Genomic DNA, 18886 nt, shown 5'->3' on the forward strand with positions numbered 1-18886 from the left:
TCTGCCCGGCAAGGTGGGCAAGGTGATCAGTTCCTGGCTGGAATCTCGCCGTCGGCGGTCAGGACCCGGTAAACGCTGGCCACCGAAGGATGCTGGCCCTTGTTCTTGCCTGCAGGGATGACCAACTTGCGGGCGATTTCCGGCACCGGCACCCCACGCTCCCGCAGCGACCGGGCGTAGGCGATCATGTCGTCGTCGAACACCTTCGGCCGGCCGCCGTGGCGGCCACGCTCACGCGCCGAGGCCTGGCCTTCGAGGGACTTCTCCCTGATGTACTCCCGCTCGGACTCAGCCATCCCGGCGAAGAACGCGAACAACGCCGCCCCGTGCCCTGAGGGGTTGTAGATGCCCTGCAGCGGGCCGCTCAGCAGCTCCAGCTCGATGTCATGGCGGCGTAGGTTCTCGGCGATGGCGAGCAGTTCAGCGGCGCCCCGGCCCAGGCGCTTCATCTCGTGCACCGTGACGATCACGCGCTGGTGCGGGACGGCTTGCTTGATGGTGCGGGCGTAGTCCATCGCGTTGGCGAACTCCGGCCGCACTTTGACGCGTGTGCTGATCTTCTCGGCGAAGATCGGTTCGCAGCCCGCCGCCTTCAGGGCGTCGAGTTGGCTGTCCAGCTCCTGCTGGGCCGTGCTGCACCGGGCATAGCCGACCCGGGTCGGTCTCGTCGCGGCCACCGGCGCCACAGCGTCCAGGGCCGGTCCCACCTGCCAGAGGCGGCCGGGCCCGCGCTCGGCGGGAGTGCGTACCTCCAACTCGGTACGCAGCTGCGGCACCAGCATGAAGCGAGGCGTGTGGTACTTGGGCGCGATCTTGCCGCCGCGTGTCCGGCAGGTGCTGCCCGCAGGTGCCTCACACATCGGGCAATCGAACTGTTCGACGGCGGCGGCCGGATCCGCGAGCTCGGTCATGTCGCAAAACCTATCGCGATCACCATTCTGAGAAGACGGTTTTGCGAGAGGTTCCGAGAACGAAGACGGAAGACAAATCGGACACTCACCGGAGGGCCGCGAGCTCTCGCAGAACTGACCATTTCTGAGAACACAAACAGTCACGACCAATACACAGGGCCACCTCGCACCCAACCGCAGTAACCCGAGCGGGGCGCCTAGCCTCTCCACCCCTCAGCCCACCGACCCCCTGGGGACACCAAAGCACGGCCCGGCCCTGCGGAGGCCTGCTCCGGAACGGAACTGTCACACCACGCCGCTTCCGCCCCGCCCGCTAACGCGACTTTTCATTCGTACGCCGCCCGGCCCCGAGCCCCATCCCCGCAAGATCACATAAGGCAGATAACACTCTGCTCTTGTCATGACATAACGATATCGGACTACCATCGCCATATGGCGATTGATAGTGATGCTGGCTCCTGCGTCAGCGCCGACATCGCCGCCGGCGTCCCCCCGGCGGCCGCACTGTTCCACTCCCTGGCCGATGAGAACCGGCTGCGCATCGTGCAACGCCTCGCCCAAGGCGAGGCCCGCGTAGTGGACCTGGTCGCCGAACTCGGCCTGGCCCAGTCCACCGTCTCCAAGCACCTGGCCTGCCTGCGCGACTGCGACCTGATCGACTACCGCGCCGAAGGCCGCCAGTCCTTCTACAGCCTGACCCGGCCCGAACTGATGGACCTGCTCGCCTCCGCCGAGCAGCTGCTGGCCGTCACCGGCCACACCGTGATGCTCTGCCCCGCCCCCGGCGCCGTTCCTAGCGCCACTCGCCCGCACGGCGTGCAGTCCACCGGCGAGGTGATGGCATGAGCGCGATCAACCTGCCCGGACTCAGCCCCTCCCCGGCCCGGCGCACAGCACTGCAACGCCGTATCCGGCTACTGGTCGCGGCCACCATCACCTACAACGTGATCGAAGCGGCGGTGGCCCTCACCGCCGGCACCGTCGCCTCTTCGGCCGCACTGATCGGCTTCGGCCTGGACTCCATCGTCGAGGTGGCCTCCGCCGCCGCCGTGGCCTGGCAGTTCTCCGCCACCGACCACGAACGCCGGGAGAAGACCGCGCTGCGCGTCATCGCGATCAGCTTCTTCGCGCTGGCCGCGTACGTCACCTTCGACGTCGCGCGCGCCCTGCTCGGTACCGGCGAGGCCGAACACTCCACACCCGGCCTGATCCTGGCCGCCCTCTCCCTGCTGATCATGCCGTTCCTGTCGGCGGCGCAACGCCGCGCCGGCTGCGAACTCGGCTCCGCCTCCGCGGTCGCCGACTCCAAGCAGACCCTGCTGTGCACCTACCTGTCCGGCGTACTGCTGGCCGGCCTGGCGCTCAACAGCGCCTTCGGCTGGTCCTGGGCCGACCCGATCGCCGCCCTGGTCATCGCCGCCGTCGCGGTCAAGGAAGGCCACCAAGCCTGGCGCGGCGACACCTGCTGTGCCGTCCCGGCGACCACCCTCTCCGGGGGCGCTGTGACCGGCACCGCCTCCGCGGCTGACGGCTGCTCAGACGGTTGCTGCTCACCGGCGCAGACCAGCACGCAGCAGGACAAGCGATGATCGGCCGCCCGATGCCCGCACCGCCACCGAGCCGCAGGCGCGCTGGCGGCACCTGGAGCGCGCGCACATCATCTCCCAGCCCTGGTCCTGGCCGCACACCGCCAACCACATCGCCATGTTCGCCCTCGCGGTAGGCCAGCGTGACCGCCGCGAAGCGTTCGGCCAGGTGGTGCGGATCATCGTCGCGGCGCCCGGCTCCGCGCTGGGCCGCTATCCCGAGGGCAACACCGGCCGGGCCCGCGTCAGCCTCACCCAGCCCATGCCCGTGCCCGCCGATCTAGCCGCCCTGCTGCGGGCCGCCTGAACCAGAGCCTCAACCCGGGCTTCAGCCGCTGTGGTGAGTACCGTCATGGAAGGGACGCAAGCCCCCGGCCACATCGGCGCGCGAGAAGGCGTAGCGGCCCAGGAAGTTGATGTGGTCGTACTGGATCGGCGATAGCCGCGCGCACATCTCATCGGTGACCGGGAATCCCTGCTCGCGCAGGTGCTTGACGGCCGCGTCCAGATACAGGCTGTTCCACCAGATGACCGCGTTCAACGCCAGACCCAGACTGCCCAGCTGGTCCTCCAGACCTTCGCGGTAGCGCTGGCGCAGCTGGCCCCGGTTGCCGAAGGCGATCTTCCGGGCCAGCCGGTGGCGGGCCTCCTGCACGTTCAGCTGGGTGCCGATCATCCGCCGGTAGCCTTCGTCGGCGATGAACTGCAGCAGATGCAGCGTCTTGGAAATCCGGCCGTAGTGGGCGAACGCCTCGCCCAGGCCGGTGGTGCGGCCATCAGCCGACAACATCCGGATCAGGTCGTAGGCGCGCACCGTACCCATCGTCAGCGACCCGGCCACCCGCAACATGTCACCCCAGTGCGCACGGATCTTGTCCAGCCGCACGACATGGCGGGACATGTGCTCCAGCGGCCCGTAGACGGCACGGGTGTTGGTACGCCACAACCGGGTGTCGGCCAGGTCGGCGATCCGCGGGGAGAACTGGTAGCCGCAGATCGCGAACAGGCCCGAGACGATGTCGGAGTAGCTGGCGGTGTCGGTGACCACCGTCTCCGGCTTGGGCCCGCCATCGAGGTTGTGGATGGCGTCCAGGATGAACAGCGAGTCGCGCAGCGTGCCCGGCACCACCAGCCCGCCGATGCCCATCACCTGGTCATTCACCACGTTCAGCCAGGTCGCACCGCGCTGACGGCCGAAGTAGATCGGATTGTGGCCGGTGTGCAGATTCTGCACCGGCACCACGAAGCGCAGCCCGTCGGCCGAGGCGATGTGCCCGCCGCCCCAGCAGACGACGATGTCGAGTTCGGCCTGGGCGGCAATCAGGCGGGCATTGGCCGCCGCGATCGTCTCGCCACGCAGGTAGCCCTGGTCGACCTGCAGCAGCCGGGCCCTCGTCAGCGCGGGCACGTTCGGTTTCTCGATCGGCACCAGTCCGACGTTGCACGCCTCAGCCACGATCAACGCGGCCAGGCTGACCCCGAAGTCCTCCAGGGAGGCGTCGGCGCCGGAGATGTGCGTGAAATCGGACGGCAGGCCGGTGCGGTCGAAGACCTCCAGCAGCAACTCGGGGAAGTCCAGCCGGGGCAGCATGCCGTCGACCAGGCTCCGCAGCTCCTTCATCAGCGGCGGCTCTTCGGCCGCGCCGAGCTTTTCCAGCCGCAACCGGCCGCCGACGAACTGCACCGCGGTGTTGGCGCCGAGTCCGTCCAGCACCCGCGCATACGCGCCCTCCAGCGCGCTGGCGAGCTCGGCCAGATGCCCGGCCGGTTCGACCTCCAGCTCCAGCGAGGTGAGCACGCGTGGCCGTGCCTGCCGCCACGCATCCCCGTCCAGGAGCCGGGCGCGCGGGTCGCTCCAGCGCTCGGATCCTTCGGCGAACACATCGCGCCGGCGCAGCGCCTGGTGAAGGTGCATCACCGCGCACAGCACGAACGCGGCCTTGTCGATCTGCCCCTGCGGGACGTCGGGGTTGCGGTAGACCAGCGGCCGCCACGACCCGGTGATCAACGCGTCATGCGCGGTGATGTCACCCGGCGCGTAGCGGCGGCGGCTCTTGGCCATCGCCGCCGCGGCGCGCACCATGGCCAGCACCGGTGTGCCGGCTTCGACCGCGCGGAACCGGATCACCGAAAGCAGCGGCTCGATGAAGCCCTGTACGGTGCGGTAGCGCTTGACCAGTTCGGCCCGCCATTCGGCGGCTGCGTCATCGTCGGTGGCAGGCACGAACGTCGCGACCGTCTCCACCGCCGAGGCCAGCTTCTCGCGCGGCACCACCTCCTCGATCGCCTTCCACACCTCCACCAGCGACACCAGTCGATCCTCGGTCGCCTCCGGGGCCGACATCAGCACCTCCACCGCCGAGGCCATCGTGCGCGCCGCCTTGCGCAGCCGGGGGAAGGTGCGCAGCTGCTCGGCCTTGCCCGCCCGCTCGGCCCGGGCCAGCAGGTTGGAGGTGATCAACAGGTCCAGCACATCGAGGGCGTCGTCAACTGAGGAGGTCTCCAGGTGCCGCACGGTGGCCAGCAGCGTGGCCGCCTGCCGATCGCCTTCCAGATCCCGCAACGTCGGCGCCTTGGAGGCCAGGCCGTAACGGGCCAGCGCGGTCAGCTTCACCGCCGGCACAGGCTCGGTGACCACCGCCCCGGCCCCCAGCCCGCCGATCTCGGCCACCCGATGCAACTCCGCCACCATCACCCGGCCCGAGGCACGCGTCGGCGCGGTGCGCAGCCGCTCCAGCTCCGAGACCCGCCGATCGGCAGGCACCTGCAACAGTTCGGCCAGCCGCGCCCGCAGCTGCGGACCGGCGCGCTCGGCCAGCGTGCGATACAACCGGGCGTGCTCGGCCCGGCGCACCTCGCTGATCAGCCGGGGCAGCGTGGTGATCCCGGCGGGCAGCAGAATGCCCTCGCGCAGCATGTGCACCACGGCCCGGTCGAACAGCGCCCGCGGCCCCTCGATCGTCGACCACACCCGGGCCGCCAGGTAGTCGCGGACCTCCTGCTCGCGTTTGGAGAACTCCGCCAGCTCCAGCAGATCCCGGATCTCCCAGGCGTGCTCGTAGGCGGTCTTCGGCCGGGTCAGGTACTCGATCGCGCACGCCGGGTCGACGCCGAGCTGCTCGGCGATGAACTCCAGCACCTGTCCCGGTACATCCAGGGGATCTTCGGCCAGGAAGGTGCCGAGCATCCGCACCGTGCCCCACTGCACCGCCCACCCCAGCTTCGTCGCCGGGCGGCGCTTACCGGCCAGCGCCTGCAGCGCCTTGGCGTCCAGCCGGAAGAACTGTTCGAGCTCGGCCACCGACACCTCAGGCCGGAATCGACGATAGCGGGCTACTTGCTCATCTGAGAGGAAATCCACAGGCATGAGCAGGCACGCTAGGGCGCTCGACCAGGACAAACAGTCGTCGTCACCGAATCGTCGTCAAGATCGACTTTCTAGCGCCAAAATCCGGTCCGATCCTCCCCGAAGGCCTATCGGGCGTTTCACAAGATGGGGCGGGTGATCCGCACGATCACGCTGCTGAGGTCCCTGTCGGAACCGGTTTTGCGGGAGCAGATCACGGCGATCACGAACAAGGCCGAGGCGTTCCATGGTTACGCCGAATGGCTGATGATCGGCGGCAGGCTCATCGAGCATAACGACCCTGGGATGCCCAGGATTTTCCGGGCAGTCGGCTTGTGGGCTGAGCCTGTGTGGCTCGTGGGTGTGCGGAATGCTCGGTGAGTGCCGCAAGGGGTGTGCGGTAGCCGAGCGCCGGGTGCGGGCGCCGCCGGTTGCAGAAGCCCTCGATGGAGCGGATGACCTGCTGCCTGGCCTTGGCGCGGGTGGTGAGGACGAACCGGTCCGGGCACTCGGTTTTGAGTGCGGTGAAGAACGATTCGGCCATCGCGTTGTCGTGGCGGACGCCGGTGCGGCCGGTCGGGCGGTGGATCCGCCGGTTGGCGCAGTATCGACCGGAGGTGTCGCTGGTGTGGTTCGAGCCGTGATCGGTGGGGAAGACGGCGTTCGGCTCGGCCAGGCCGGTGTCGATCGCCATGCGCGGGGCGTCTTTGACCCGTTCGGTGCGGTAGTGGCCGGCCATCGCCCAGCCGATGACGGTGGCCGGGTAGATGAACCCTTCCCGGGTGCGGATGTAGGTGATGTCGCCGACCGGTTTGGTCCCGGCCGGGGTGCGGTGAAGTCCCGGTGGACCGGATCGGGGATGCCGCGGAAGTCGCCCTGCTGGGTGGTGGCTGGCCGGAGCGCCCGCGTCTGGGCGGGGTCGGTTCCGGCGCGCGCGTCAGCGCCTGGACCGGTTCCGCCGAGTAGTGCTGCCCGGTTCGGGGCGGTGCGGCGTGCACGTGGCGGTAGCCGTAGGTCTGGTGGTTGTCGGCGGAGATGCCGGGGATGAGCCTGTTGAGGTGCTCGCGTCGCTGGGCGGTGGCCGGGGCGGGCCGCCGGCGCCATTCGTGGTGGCCCGAGCGGAACATTTACGGTCATCGGCGCATCCGGACGATGCCGCGGCCGGCCTTCTCCGCGTCGATCAGCTCGTATGTGGCGAGCGTCATCGAGTCTCGACGGGGCAGAACAGATGGAGGCAGCAGGCATCGTTGCCCACCGGGGGATGCAGCACAATTGACCCCGCGGCCGCTCGTTGGTGATCGGGCCTCGACAAACCAGATCGTTGACGAGCGGTCGTTCGTGTACGCGGTCCGTTATGAAATCGCGATCAGCGGTCGCTTATGGAGGTCCCTCAAGCACGTCCGACTTGGTCGGCTACACAGAAACCCGTTCCGCAGTCGGTACACCGTGCGTTGCCGAACAGGTAGGTCATTGCGGCGGCGACGTCGTGCCGTCCGTCGGTCAGGGCAACTTCGTATAGGCGTCTGCCGATGCCGCGCAGACTCTTTGGGTCCGCAGAGTGTAGGGGGGTCTTGGCGACGTCGTCTTCCAGGGCGTGGTCACCGCTGGTGGAGAAGTGTTCGTCGCCACTGATAACGATGAACAGGGTGGTTTCACAGGTAGGACAGGAGACCTCGTACTCTCCGATCACGAGCCCTTCCAGGTTTTCACACCATATTGGGACGCCCTCGAATCCCAGAATGGCCTGGAGCATGTAGAGATAATCGGTGCGGTCATGCAGCACTCGTCGGTGCTCGGTGGCCATCCACAGCAGCTCTGCGATCTCGGTCGCGTACTTCTGGCGAACATCGCCAGCCCCATGTGGTTGGTCGGCTTCTGCCACGATCGCGCCCGCTAGTGCTCTGACCGGGAAGGTTCGCCGGGGTGGGCGTCCGGGCGGTTGGATGCACGGTGATGTCCGCGCCGACTGCTGGGGGTGTGGTGGCAGAACCTGTCCATGTACGCAGACTGACCGACCAGGAGGGTCAGAAGCTGCAGCAGATCGTGCGCCGCGGCAGCACCAGTTCGGTGCGCTACCGGCGCGCGATGATGCTGCTGGCGTCGGCCGGTGGGAATCGGGTGCCGGTGATCGCGAAACTGGTGCAGGCCGATGAGGACAGGGTGCGGGATGTGATCCACCGGTTCAACGAGATCGGGCTGGCCTGCTTGGACCCTCGGTGGGCGGGAGGCCGTCCCCGCCTGTTGAGCCCTGACGATGAGGACTTCGTCGTACAGACGGCCACCACCCGCCCGACCAAGCTCGGCCAGCCCTTCACCCGCTGGTCCATCCGCAAACTCGTCGCCTACCTGCGGAGAGTGCACGGCCGTGTCATCCGGATCGGCCGCGAGGCGTTACGGTGCTTGCTCGCCCGCCGCGGCGTCACCTTCCAGCGGACCAAGACATGGAAGGAGTCGCCCGATCCGGAGCGCGACATCAAGCTGGACCGCATCGAGGAGGTGCTGGAGCGCTTCCCGGACCGGGTCTTCGCATTCGACGAGTTCGGACCGCTCGGCATCCGGCCCACCTCAGGGTCGTGCTGGGCCGAGCAAGGCCGGCCCGAGCGGCGCCCCGCGACCTACCACCGCACCCACGGGGTCCACTACTTCCACGGGTGCTATCCGATCGGCGACGACACCCTGTGGGGAGTCAACCGCCGCAAGAAGGGTGCCGCGAACACCTTGGCCGCGCTGAAATCGATCCGGGCCGCCCGGCCCGACGGCGCCCCGGTCTACGTGATCCTGGACAACTTGTCCGCCCACAAAGGCGCCGACATCCGCCGCTGGGCGAAGAAGAGCAAGGTCGAGTTGTGCTTCACCCCGACCTACGCATCCTGGGCCAACCCGATCGAGGCTCACTTCGGACCGCTGCGGCAGTTCACCATCGCCAACTCCAGCCATCCCAACCACACCGTGCAGACCCGGGCGCTGCACGCCTACCTGCGCTGGCGTAACGCCAATGCCCGCCACCGCGACGTCCTGGCCGCCGAACGACGTGAACGCGCCCGCATCCGAAGTGAAAAGGGCATCCGCTGGGGCGGACGCGCCCTCGCCGCCGCGGCCTGAAGACTCCGACGCCCCTCACTGGGTCAGAGGACTATCCGGCGTAGGGGTTGCCGCCGAGCCAGGTGGTGCCGTCGATCAGTTCGCGTGCCGCGTCCAAGTGACCGCTGTGGCAGGCGACCTCGGTGAGCACATGGATGAGGATGCGGCGTACGTCGGGCAGCCGCCAGGCCGGCCAGATGTCCACGGGCCACACGGCGGGCTCCTGCTCCAGGTTGGCGGCGGCGAGCACGACGTCTGCGCGTGCGATGGCCGCCCGGTAGTCGGCGAAGACCTCCTCGGCGCTCATCCCCTCGGGCACGTGCCAGTGCGCCTCAGCGCCTGCCGCGAGCTGTCCGGCCACATCCGGCTCGCCCGCGATCACTCCGGGGAACCAGAAGCGTTCGACATCCACGGTGAGGTGGCGCAGCAACGCCAGGCAGCTCCAGCCGCTGGGCAACACCGACCGCCGCAGATCCTCCTCCGAGAGCCCTTCAAGGATCCCGAGGACGTGCGCGCGCTGGCGGTCCAGGGCGCCCTTGAGCGCGTCGAGTTCAGCGTTCACCGAACGGCGCCCTGCGCCGGGATCTTGCTGAGCCGGAACGCCGCCCACCACGGCCTCGCCAGTCGTACTTGTCATCCGCGCGCCTCCGCCAACCGCAGAACATGGTTTGACTCCGGCTTGGACGCTACACCGGGGGTACGACAACCCCTGGCCGATCGGCGCCACGTCGTTCTGCACCCGCCCACCCGGCAAACCTTCCCGGTCACGGCACTAGATACAGAGCACTCAGTCGTGTGCCCTCGTCTCTGGCAGCGGTCGCCGTCAGCCAGGGCAGAGCTGCGAAGCTGGCCGAATAGACGGTGCCCTGGTGGCACAAAGCCGACCACAGATCGTTCCAGTCGGCGCTTGGGTCCCTCTCAATCCGATCCAGCAGATTAGGGATGTCCTCGGCAGAGCCATAGGCGTGGCTGAGTTGCGACCAGTCCGTCATGCAGGAATCCAACCAGGTCGATGTGACAGCTGGCCCTTCCCGCCCTGGAACGGATGGCGTGGCATCGTTCCCCCGTATTCGAGCACCGGTATCCGGCTGATGGCAAGCATCCACGTCGCCTCGTCGAGCACTGCGGCGATCACTCAGGCAGGACGTCCAGCACGCTCTGAACTCGCTCTGAGTAACTCATCACCGAAGGTGAGCCAGAGCCCAACAATCCCGCGCGCAACAGTTACACCCAGACAGGACGACGCAGACGACACACCCCACGATGACCCACCGGCCGATCCGGCGCAGACCTTCGCGGCGCAGGAGCTGTATCGTCGCCACGGCCAGCGCGTCTAGGCCCGTACGGCGGTCGATCCGGTCTTCAGCGCAACGATCGCCGCCCAGGCGCAAGCAGTCCGGGACGGGATGCTCCGGTTGCCGCGCCGGTGGACCAAGACGACGCGCAGGGCAGAGGTGAACAGGTATCCGCTCGGCCACGCGCACGCCCTGCTGCAGAGACTGCTGGAGACGGCCGCCAACGCCGAGACCAGCGCCACACCGGCCGCACCGCCGGGCGAGGATTGGGTGACGGTGCGGCTGGGGGAGCTGTTCCAGCTCACCTTCGATGAAGCCCTGCTCACCGTGCAGGCGCCGGTTCACCGGTAGCCGCATCCGTTCGCCGCCGTTCCTGCGCTCGCCCCGGCCCGGGACCACAGGCAAGCCGTCGGTGCTGCCCGCGGGCAAGTCCCTCGTGCGGTGCCCGCACCGCATCGGCGGCCGCAGGCGACCGGGGCCGTCGTGGGCTCAAGCCCGGTCAGGGCTGAGCGTGAGGGCCTGGTCGAGAGCGCGGGTGTGCTCGGGCCCGGCCAGGATGGCCATGGCAGCCTGCTGACGCCGGTGCAGGGCCTTTGCCTGAGCGCGCAGGGCGCGCAACCGGGCGCGCATGCGCAGCCGGCTCCGCCATGGGTGCCAGAGCGCCTGCAGGAGAAGCTGGGTGGTCGCCTCCAGGTAGTCATCGCCAGCAGTGACAAGCGCATCAAGGCTCGCCTCATCCAGGGCGCCGCCGAGGCGCGAATCGATGAGGCGTAAGACCTCGCCCTGGAACGCCTGTTCCTCACCGCCGCCCGCGAAATCCAGAACTCTGCGGGGCACACCTGCCGACAGCGCGCTCACGACGAGGCCATCGAGTGCTTCGCGCAGCGCGCGTTCGGCGTCCATGCCGTCCTCAAGGAGCACCGACAGCCTGAAGTGGTCTGAGACGAGCAGGCGTTTGCCCGCCACGTACCGACCCCCTCGCCCGTTCCCGGCCCCCCTCGGTGCGATGTCGCGGACGCCGGCCCGTACCGCGGCGACGCGCTGCAGCCGCTGCTGCACTTCGGCGCGCAGATGGCGCCGCTCATGGTTACGCGACAGATACGTGGTCACCGCGGCGCCCACGATGCCGCCGGCAGTGGTGTACACCAGATCGATCAACTCAGCCATCGCCACCACCTTCCGGCGCGCCGGACACGCGGTTTTGCGCGAGTGGTTGTCTCCTGCCGTGCGCGCAGAGATCGGGCGCAAGATCCATTCCCGCATTCTCACTGAAACGCCTCACGGAACGCCAATCCGCGGGGATCTGCGCTCCGGCTCGCCTTCGACGAGGGGCTGCTCACCCTGCAGACGCCGGTCGGCCGGTAGGGGCTCGCGCGCCCGTGCGTCAAGCGCTGCGGAACTCAGGAAAACCCCTCTGCGCGGTCGGCAGCGGGCGTTTGCTGTTGGGGGTGGTGTCGTAGGCGCATCTCGACACCGAGAAGGCCGTTTTGCGCCACCTGTTTGTCCGCCGGCCGAAGGGAAGGGCACGTGAGCAACACGCCATCGCCTACGTTCAGGGACTCCAGCTCGCCGATCCGACCGTCGAACGCGTGTTACTGCTGCTGGCCGAACGCACCAACACCTGGAACCAGGAGCGGCCGTCGGTGATGGGACTGGAGTTGCGCGACGCCGACATCCCGAGGCCTGCCGTCGAGGCGAAGATGAGCGCCCAAGAGTTTCGGCACCTGCCGCGCACGATGAAGAACACGGTCCGGATGGACGTGCTCGAACACAGCGACGGCGTATGGGAGACTCCTACACCGACCGCGCCCCCACCGCCCCGGCGCAGCCCGCCGATGCGCCAATCGGCGCCATCCAGGCGTTCACCATGCCGGGCTGGGATCACTACAGCACCTGGGGCTACGACGCCGGCCTGGGACACCTGTACGCCCCAACCCTTACCTGGTGCCCGGGCGGGTCGTCTTCCTCGCACCGGGCCGCACTGTCTTGCTCGTACTGGGCTTCACCGACGTTGCCGTGTTCCACATGGCGGCCTTTCCCCAAGGCGTCGAATTCTTCGACGCGACGGCTGCTCCCGTAAACGGTCACCTGTGGCCGGATGGATGGCGCCTGGAGATGACGTCCGATGGCGAGGATTATCTGGTCGCAGACGCGGTTGACGAGCCCGGACCGGTTGACGCGCCAGACGAGAAGGCTTGACCGGGCGACCCTGCCTGTAAACAGCGGATCAAGCTGTGGCGTCCGCCGTACCACCCCCATCTGCAGGCGCGTCCTGCTCGTCGGCGCCGAACAGCGTCAACTGCTCGCTGCCCGGCTCGGCGCTGGTGAGTTTCAGGCATCGGCGGCAGGTGACCGGCCCGCGGTCGGGGTGGGCCGCGCCGGGGTCCCAGCCGCTGACGCCGACCATGCAGGCCGGGCCGGGCATGCGTTCGTCGGCGAACCACTTCGTCATGGCGACCTCGTGCACGATGCCCGACGACCGGACCCGCAGGTGCGAGCCGTCGGCGTAGGCGGCCCGCGCCGCCGCGGCGATCGTCGCCAGGGCGGCGTACAGGTCCGGCTCGTCACTCATCTACAGCCCCACCACCGGATTGTCGGTCCATTGATCGGCATCTTCCAGATACCCCAGCAGGGCGCGGGAGCATCCGCCCAGCCGTCGTGCCGGTCGATGCGCACCAGCAGCGGCCCCGTCGTGCGGCCGTGCTCGGCGAGCGCGGCCAGCAGGGTGCGGGTGGCTCACACCGGGCAGGTGGCCGGGTTGGACCCGTACGGCACGGCCGTCTCGGTGTACTTCTTGATCTTGCGCCGGTAGACGGTGACCACCAGCCCCTCGGCGGTCTCGGCGACGTCGCTGATGTTCAGCGCGGCCAGTTCCGAGGAGCGGGCGGCGGTGGCGTAGCCGAGCAGCACCAGGGCCGCGCCAGTTGCCCGCCGAGGCGTCTGGCTTCTTCTTCGGCGGGCGCGGCGTCGCCTTGGCCCTGCGGTGGCGCCCGGGCGGATCTCACTCGGCTGGCGTGGGAGGTGCCTACCTGTTCGGACCCGGCCGCGTCGATGAACACCGTGACCGGCGGGCCTGCGCTCGGAGGCCGTGATAGACCTGCCGCCCATGGCCATCGCCCGGCCTGGTCCGGTCAGGATGGCGGGGCGGCCAGGACGGCCTTTGCGGCCAGCCGGAGATTCTTGATCATTGGATTCGGGTCGCCCTTGCGGCTGACCAGGACAACCTGGCTGGGGGGAGCACCCTCGATCGGGACGGTGACGAGGTCGGGACGCAGTGAACTGCGCCGATCGCCGACCGGTAGGACGGCGATCGCCCTGCCACCGGCGACGAGTTCGAGCTTGTCCTCGTAGCTCTCGATCGGCGGCACGCCGGCCCCGAGGATCCGGTAGGACGTCCAGTCCGCGGTCTCGAACGCGCACGGCGCCGTCTCTTCGTCGGCCAGTTCTTCCGCGGTCACCGACGCGCGGTCGGCCAAGGGATGGCCGCGGGGGACCACGAGCATCCGGGGCTCCTCGTACAGCGGGGTGGTGAATACGTCGTCGGCGGCGAGCGGCAACGGGGTCCGTGCGATCAGGGCGTCGACGCGCTTGTCGGACAGTGCGCCGACGTCGCGGCAGCTCAGATGCCGGGTGGCGATCTCGGCGTCCGGGTGACGGTGGCGCAGTTCCCGTACGGTGGTGGTGATCACCAGGTCTTCGACGTAACCGATGGTGATTCGTTCGGTCTGGGCTTGTTCACGCACGGCCAGTTCGGCCTGGCGGGCGGCCTGCAGCAGGGCGTGGGCCCGGGGGAGGAATGTCTGGCCGGCCGGAGTGAGCCGGGTGCCCCGGGAGGTGCGGTCCAGCAGTCGTGTGCCGAGATATCTCTCAAGCCGCTGAATCTGGCGGCTCAGCGCCGGCTGGGCTACGTGCAGATCGGCGGCGGCCCGGCCGAAGTGCTGGTGCGCCGCCACCACGGTGAAGTAGCGCACCAGCCGCAGTTCCAGGTCCTGCCCGAGATCGTTCACCGTCACAGGGTACGCGTCATGCTGTTTCGGAATGACCGGTTGCCGAAGGGGTCTTGGACGGCCACGCCGTCCAGGGCCTTGACTGAAGGAGCAACGTTTCCCTGAGAAAGCGATAGGCGCGATGAAGGCGATCCAGTTCCACGAGGCGGGCGGGCCGGAAGTTCTGCGGTACGACGAGGTGCCGGTTCCCGAGATCGGCCCGGGCGAGGTGCTCGTCCGGGTGCGCGCGGCGGGCGTCAACCCGCCGGACTGGTACCTGCGTGAGGGGATGAAGGTCATGCCGGCCGAGATGAGGCCGGTGCTGGAGTTCCCCCTCATCCCCGGAACGGACATGTCGGGCGTGGTTCAGGCGGTCGCTCCGGACGTGTCTGGGTTCGCCGTCGGTGACGAGGTCTTCGGCATGCTGCGGTTCCCGGGATTCGACGGCCGGACGTACGCCGAGTACGTGGCCGCTCCGGCTTCCGACCTGGCTCACAAGCCGGCCGGTATCGACTACGTTGAGGCGGCCGGTGCGCCGATGGCCCTGCTGACGGCCTGGCAGTACCTGGTCGATCTCGGCCACGACGCGCCGTCTCCCTTCACCGGCCAGGTGCACCAGCCGGTGGCGATCACGCCAGGGATGACCGTGCTGGTCAACGGGGCCGCTGGGGGAGTGGGTCATTTCGCGGTGCAGCTGGCGAAGTGGAAGGGGGCACACGTCGTCGCGGTGGCCTCGGGACGGCACGAGCAGTTCCTGCGCAAGCTCGGCGCCGATGAGTTCATCGACTACACCACGACGCAGGTCGCGGACGTGGTCAGCGGCGTCGACTTGGTGATCGACACCGTCGGCGGCCCGGACAGTTCACGTTTCCTGACCGTGCTCAAGCGCGGCGGCACCATGCTTCCGGTGTTCTTCGCCCAGTACGATCCGGAAGAGACGGCGCGTCTTGGCATCACCGTCTCGAACATTCAGGTGCGTTCCAACGGCCCCCAGCTCGCCGAGATCGGGCGCCTGTTCGACGAGGGCAAGCTCCAGGTCGGGGTGGACAGCACCTACCCGCTTTCCGAAGCGGGCAGCGCACACACACGAGCCGCGCAGGGCCACATCCAGGGCAAGATCGTGCTGACGGTGTTCTCGTGATCGCCGACCTCCAGCAGGCGGTGGCGCGCTACGCCCATGCCCTGGACGAGCTGAATGCGGCCGAACTGGAAGCGGTCCTGACCGAGGACACCACCTGGACCTTCACGATGCCCGGACAGGGGGTGCTCGACTTCATCCGTGACGGGCATACGGCCCAGACCGGAAGGGTGCGGCACCACCTGGGTAACGTCGTGGTCACGACGACGGACGCCACCACCGCCGAGGTGCGGGCCTATCTGCTGCAGACGAGGAACACCGGCGAGAGCGTCCAGATGATCTCGACCGGGGTCTACACGTTCGGCCTGCGACGATCCGGCGGTAGGTGGCGGATCGCCGAGCTCACCCTGACGCTGGACAACGCCTTATAGGGCGAGGCCAGCGGATTGCGCCCGGCGATCATCGAATGCCCGCCGACGGCGCCCGGGTACCGATTTGGGCCGACGACGAACAGCACGGCCCTGGCAGGGAAATGATCAGCCGGTCGATGCGCTGTTGAGCGCCGGCAGGCTCGGCTGCCCCAGGCAGATCGACCAGGCGCTCGGGGACAGATCCTTCGACGAGTACCTCACCCCGGCCGTCGAGGAGCGGACGGTGCGACGCGCGCAACTGGAGCCGCTCCTGCACGGCGACCGGAAGACGGCTCACTGGGGCTGTCTCCCATCTCAGACGGGTGCCAAGGCGGTTCTCCACCCAGCGATCACGCTTCTAGCGTTGCCATCGCACGGATTCCGGTTGCGAGCAGGAGGGGCTGATCATGAGTGAGGTGACCCGCTGCGGATTCGTGGGCGGAGCGGCAGTCTCGGCGGAACGACGGCGCTGGGCCTCGGCATGCCGTTAAAGGCGTGGGCTCAGCGACTGGGGCCGGTCCGTATAGCCCTGGATGACCCACGTTATGAGGATCTAGCCGTGCGCCGGACGAACCAGCGGTTCGACACCAGACCGGAGTACTTCCACGTGGTCGACTCGGCCCAGCAGGTGGAGAAGGACGGCGCGTTCGCGATCGAGGCGGGCACGACGTTCATGCAGGTGTACCGGACGCTGTACCTGGGCTGGGGGGTGACGATCCCCGGAGGCCAGTGCGGCGGGGTGGCGGCCGGCGGCCACAGCCGGCACTCACGCCGTCTGGGCTCGGTGGTCGACTACCCGCACGCTGTGGAGGTCGTGGTGGTGGATCGTTCGGGGCGGGCGCGAACGGTGGTCGCCACGAGGAGCTCGTCCGACCCCGACCATGACCTGTGGTGAGCGCACACGGGCGACGGAGGCGGGAGCTTCGGCGTCGTGACGCGCTACTGGATGCGCGACCCTAAGGCGAAGGGGAAAGACCCCTGTAAGTTACGGCCCGCGTCGGTGCCGTCACGCCCCGGCTGCTTCGTTCGGCCGGTGGCCGGTCGTGGCCCGAACCGTCAACGTGTGTATCGATGACTGATGCGCCATCTCATGACACCGGTTCCTCGCTGTCAGGCTTGGCGGGCGTGGGAGGCGAGGCGCTCGGCGAGCCCGATGACGAGGTCGCGCAGTTCATCGGGGCGCTCGATGACGAACGGCCGGTCGAGTGAAGCGAGTACCGGAGGCAACCAGTCCAGCCGCTCCGCCCGTAGCTCGACACGTAGCCAGCGCTCGGTCACCTGATCCTCGCCTGCCACGGGCTCGTACTCCTCCAGGCGCGCCACGCCGGCGGGAAGGTGGGCGCGGATCTGCTCAACTGTCCCGTGGATCCGCAAGGTCACCGCATACCGGTACTCAGCCGTGGCGAACCCTGACAACACACGTTGTGCAGGACCGGGCCCCACGGGCGCTTCGAACGAGCCGGGCAGGGTCCTCGCGTCCACGATGCGATCGAGCCTGAAGGTTCGGTCCTCACCGATCCGGGCGTCCTTGCCCGTGACGTACCACCGGCCCGAATGGGCGACGATCCCGTACGCGTGCAGCGTGCGTTCGCTGCGCCGTCCGTCGCGATCGGTGTATCGGATCGAGACCGGTCGGCGGTGGCGCACCGCGTCGGCGATGGTCAGCAGGACCCCGGCGTCCGGGGCGTCGAAGTCACCGGGCTGATCCGTGAAGGCGAGAGCCTCCAGGAATGTGTCGAGCCGGCGGGCGACGTGCGTGGGCAGGACCCGCCGGATCTTGGCCGATGCCGTCTCGCTTGCTGTGCGCTCCGTCGTCGTCAGCCCGGTGCGGAGGCCGGCGACCAAGCCGAGCAGTACGGCCAGCGCCTCGTCGTCGCTGAGCATGAGCGGAGGCAGACGGCACCCGGGGGCGAGCCGGTACCCGCCGTAGCGGCCGCGCACCGACTCCACGGGCACGTCCAGGTCGATCAGCTGGTCCACATACCGCCGTACGGTGCGCCCATCAACGCCGAGCCGGTCGGCGAGTTCGGCCACCGTCCGGGTGCCGCCCGACTGCAACAGCTCCAGGAGTGTCAGCACGCGGCCGGTGGGTCGAGGCATGCTCTCAGCCTAATGCGAATACAGGACCGATTCTGTCCACTATTTCTCCTAGCCTGCGGAGTGCACGACTCCAGCACAGCCAAGGAGATCCCATGGACTTCGTCTCGATCCGCATCATCACCGGCGACGTCGCGCGCCTCGTCGAGTTCTACGAGCGAGCCACCGAGGTGCCGGCGATGTGGGCCACCGAGGACTTCGCCGAACTCAAGACCCCCACCGCCACCCTCGCGATCGCCGGCACCCGCACCGTTCCGCTGTTCGCCCTGGGCTCTGCTCGCCCAGCGGACAATCACAGCGTGATCACCGAGTTCCTCGTCGACGACGTGGACCGCGTTCACCAGAACCTGACCGGCTTCGTCACCGACTTCGTCACCGAGCCCACCACGATGCCCTGGGGCAACCGGTCGCTGCTGTTCCGCGATCCCGACGGCAACCTCGTCAACTTCTTCACCCCCGTCACCCCGGCGGCCATCGAAAAGTTCGCACGTTGACGCCACGCATGGCCGCTCGTCCGGGAGCCCTGAGATCCCAATGAACAGCCACCGGCGGGGGGTACCGAAACACCGCGCCGCCCATGCCACCAAACGTGACCGGGAAGGTCGGTTGTACATGCACGACCACGAGCGGCCGCACGCCGCCTTGAGCGGGAAACCGCCGATCAGCCGGACATCCGGCAGCCACTACCGTGTCACGCTCAAGCAGCCGCCGGGGCCGCTCGACACCTTCCCCCAGCGGCTGACCACAGAGGACGTCGTGGAACCAACATCCTGAGACACCGTGAAATCTGGACCGGCGACAACCGTGTCCAGTGGCACGGGGACGGAAGGTGGCAGCCCGAGGGCGGGATCGATCCGTGGACCAGCTTCACCTTCCCGAACCACCCGGGCGGGGCCAGCGTCCAAAGGATCAGGATCATGTGAACTTCCGGCGATGATCAGGGGCGGCGATCCTGCCCGATCGCCGGACCGCCCAGGCGGGGTGCCGTCAACCAATGCGCCACTAGGAGCTGTTTGGGGTTCGGATCTAGGTGTGGCCCAGTGGCGGGCCGGCCGTGGCTGGTAGAACTCGGACGTGGCGCGTTTTGATGTGACCG

Annotated in this window: 22 protein-coding genes and 1 pseudogene; 12 read left to right on the forward strand and 11 right to left on the reverse strand. The window is 68.5% G+C overall.

Going from position 1 to position 18886, the window contains the following annotated elements; all coding sequences use genetic code 11:
- Positions 1-26: 26 nt before the first annotated feature.
- On the reverse strand, positions 27-911 hold the full coding sequence (locus ABZ463_RS23985) for a recombinase family protein (protein WP_362779117.1): 885 nt from the start codon (positions 909-911) through the stop codon (positions 27-29).
- Positions 912-1343: 432 nt separating this feature from the next.
- On the opposite strand from ABZ463_RS23985, the gene ABZ463_RS23990 reads away from it, so the two are divergent.
- From ABZ463_RS23990 to ABZ463_RS24000, 3 genes are read left to right on the forward strand one after another with little or no spacing between them, the layout of a single operon-like run.
- Positions 1344-1757, forward strand: coding sequence for a metalloregulator ArsR/SmtB family transcription factor (locus tag ABZ463_RS23990; protein WP_362779120.1), 414 nt, complete (start codon positions 1344-1346; stop codon positions 1755-1757).
- Positions 1754-2500, forward strand: coding sequence for a cation transporter (locus ABZ463_RS23995; protein ID WP_362779122.1), 747 nt, complete (start codon positions 1754-1756; stop codon positions 2498-2500). Before ABZ463_RS23990 ends, ABZ463_RS23995 begins: the two co-directional genes overlap by 4 nt.
- Positions 2436-2804 (forward strand): DUF3703 domain-containing protein, encoded by a 369-nt coding sequence (locus ABZ463_RS24000; protein WP_362779164.1) that lies wholly within the window; start codon positions 2436-2438, stop codon positions 2802-2804. Before ABZ463_RS23995 ends, ABZ463_RS24000 begins: the two co-directional genes overlap by 65 nt.
- A gap of 21 nt (positions 2805-2825) precedes the next feature.
- Here ABZ463_RS24000 and ABZ463_RS24005 read toward each other — a convergent pair whose 3' ends face one another.
- Positions 2826-5864: a Tn3 family transposase gene (locus ABZ463_RS24005; protein WP_362779125.1), complete on the reverse strand. Its 3039-nt coding sequence runs from the start codon at positions 5862-5864 to the stop codon at positions 2826-2828.
- Positions 5865-5978: 114 nt separating this feature from the next.
- On the opposite strand from ABZ463_RS24005, the pseudogene ABZ463_RS24010 reads away from it, so the two are divergent.
- Positions 5979-6224: pseudogene (locus ABZ463_RS24010) on the forward strand (Tn3 family transposase); the annotation flags it as partial.
- Here ABZ463_RS24010 and ABZ463_RS24015 read toward each other — a convergent pair.
- Complete coding sequence (locus ABZ463_RS24015; RefSeq protein WP_362779127.1) at positions 6127-6582, reverse strand: integrase core domain-containing protein; 456 nt, start codon at positions 6580-6582, stop codon at positions 6127-6129. The pseudogene ABZ463_RS24010 and the gene ABZ463_RS24015 overlap by 98 nt on opposite strands.
- Positions 6583-7233: 651 nt before the next feature.
- The gene (locus ABZ463_RS24020; protein ID WP_362779129.1) at positions 7234-7725 is read right to left on the reverse strand and encodes a hypothetical protein; all 492 of its coding nucleotides are present in this window, start codon (positions 7723-7725) and stop codon (positions 7234-7236) included.
- A 98-nt stretch (positions 7726-7823) separates the two neighbouring features.
- Here ABZ463_RS24020 and ABZ463_RS24025 point away from each other — a divergent pair, with 98 nt between their 5' ends.
- Positions 7824-8945, forward strand: coding sequence for an IS630 family transposase (locus tag ABZ463_RS24025; RefSeq protein WP_362779132.1), 1122 nt, complete (start codon positions 7824-7826; stop codon positions 8943-8945).
- Positions 8946-8976: 31 nt separating this feature from the next.
- Here the strand turns inward: ABZ463_RS24025 and ABZ463_RS24030 are convergent, their stop codons facing one another.
- The gene (locus tag ABZ463_RS24030) at positions 8977-9486 is read right to left on the reverse strand and encodes a DinB family protein (RefSeq protein ID WP_352015423.1); all 510 of its coding nucleotides are present in this window, start codon (positions 9484-9486) and stop codon (positions 8977-8979) included.
- A 202-nt stretch (positions 9487-9688) separates the two neighbouring features.
- On the reverse strand, positions 9689-9916 hold the full coding sequence (locus ABZ463_RS24035) for a hypothetical protein (RefSeq protein ID WP_362779136.1): 228 nt from the start codon (positions 9914-9916) through the stop codon (positions 9689-9691).
- A gap of 414 nt (positions 9917-10330) precedes the next feature.
- Between ABZ463_RS24035 and ABZ463_RS24040 the strand changes: the two genes are divergently transcribed.
- A complete protein-coding gene (locus tag ABZ463_RS24040) occupies positions 10331-10570 on the forward strand; it encodes a hypothetical protein (RefSeq protein WP_362779139.1) in 240 nt (79 codons plus the stop codon).
- A gap of 138 nt (positions 10571-10708) precedes the next feature.
- On the opposite strand, the gene ABZ463_RS24045 is transcribed toward ABZ463_RS24040, so the two are convergent.
- Positions 10709-11386, reverse strand: coding sequence for a hypothetical protein (locus ABZ463_RS24045; protein ID WP_352013472.1), 678 nt, complete (start codon positions 11384-11386; stop codon positions 10709-10711).
- 777 nt (positions 11387-12163) lie between these two features.
- Between ABZ463_RS24045 and ABZ463_RS24050 the strand changes: the two genes are divergently transcribed.
- A complete protein-coding gene (locus ABZ463_RS24050) occupies positions 12164-12418 on the forward strand; it encodes a hypothetical protein (protein ID WP_352013473.1) in 255 nt (84 codons plus the stop codon).
- A 28-nt stretch (positions 12419-12446) separates the two neighbouring features.
- On the opposite strand, the gene ABZ463_RS24055 is transcribed toward ABZ463_RS24050, so the two are convergent.
- The 3 genes from ABZ463_RS24055 to ABZ463_RS24065 form a co-directional block, all read right to left on the reverse strand.
- Entirely contained in the window at positions 12447-12791 is a 345-nt protein-coding gene (locus ABZ463_RS24055; RefSeq protein ID WP_362779142.1) for a hypothetical protein, read from the reverse strand.
- Positions 12792-12955: 164 nt separating this feature from the next.
- Complete coding sequence (locus tag ABZ463_RS24060) at positions 12956-13129, reverse strand: hypothetical protein (RefSeq protein ID WP_362779144.1); 174 nt, start codon at positions 13127-13129, stop codon at positions 12956-12958.
- A 221-nt stretch (positions 13130-13350) separates the two neighbouring features.
- The gene (locus ABZ463_RS24065; RefSeq protein WP_362779147.1) at positions 13351-14226 is read right to left on the reverse strand and encodes a LysR family transcriptional regulator; all 876 of its coding nucleotides are present in this window, start codon (positions 14224-14226) and stop codon (positions 13351-13353) included.
- 121 nt (positions 14227-14347) lie between these two features.
- Here ABZ463_RS24065 and ABZ463_RS24070 point away from each other — a divergent pair, with 121 nt between their 5' ends.
- The 3 genes from ABZ463_RS24070 (at position 14348) to ABZ463_RS24080 (ending at position 16588) form a co-directional block, all read left to right on the forward strand.
- Entirely contained in the window at positions 14348-15346 is a 999-nt protein-coding gene (locus ABZ463_RS24070; RefSeq protein ID WP_362779149.1) for an NADP-dependent oxidoreductase, read from the forward strand.
- Entirely contained in the window at positions 15343-15714 is a 372-nt protein-coding gene (locus tag ABZ463_RS24075; protein WP_362779152.1) for a nuclear transport factor 2 family protein, read from the forward strand. Before ABZ463_RS24070 ends, ABZ463_RS24075 begins: the two co-directional genes overlap by 4 nt.
- A 538-nt stretch (positions 15715-16252) precedes the next feature.
- A complete protein-coding gene (locus tag ABZ463_RS24080) occupies positions 16253-16588 on the forward strand; it encodes a hypothetical protein (RefSeq protein WP_362779154.1) in 336 nt (111 codons plus the stop codon).
- Positions 16589-16803: 215 nt separating this feature from the next.
- On the opposite strand, the gene ABZ463_RS24085 is transcribed toward ABZ463_RS24080, so the two are convergent.
- Complete coding sequence (locus tag ABZ463_RS24085; RefSeq protein WP_362779157.1) at positions 16804-17793, reverse strand: YafY family protein; 990 nt, start codon at positions 17791-17793, stop codon at positions 16804-16806.
- Positions 17794-17885: 92 nt separating this feature from the next.
- On the opposite strand from ABZ463_RS24085, the gene ABZ463_RS24090 reads away from it, so the two are divergent.
- The gene (locus tag ABZ463_RS24090) at positions 17886-18284 is read left to right on the forward strand and encodes a VOC family protein (RefSeq protein WP_352013481.1); all 399 of its coding nucleotides are present in this window, start codon (positions 17886-17888) and stop codon (positions 18282-18284) included.
- Between the two features lie 118 nt (positions 18285-18402).
- Positions 18403-18564, forward strand: a complete 162-nt coding sequence (locus tag ABZ463_RS24095) for a hypothetical protein (protein ID WP_362779160.1) — start codon at positions 18403-18405, stop codon at positions 18562-18564.
- Positions 18565-18886 lie beyond the last annotated feature (322 nt).

Source organism: Streptosporangium sp. NPDC020145, assembly GCF_040631275.1.
Taxonomy (GTDB): domain Bacteria; phylum Actinomycetota; class Actinomycetes; order Streptosporangiales; family Streptosporangiaceae; genus Streptosporangium.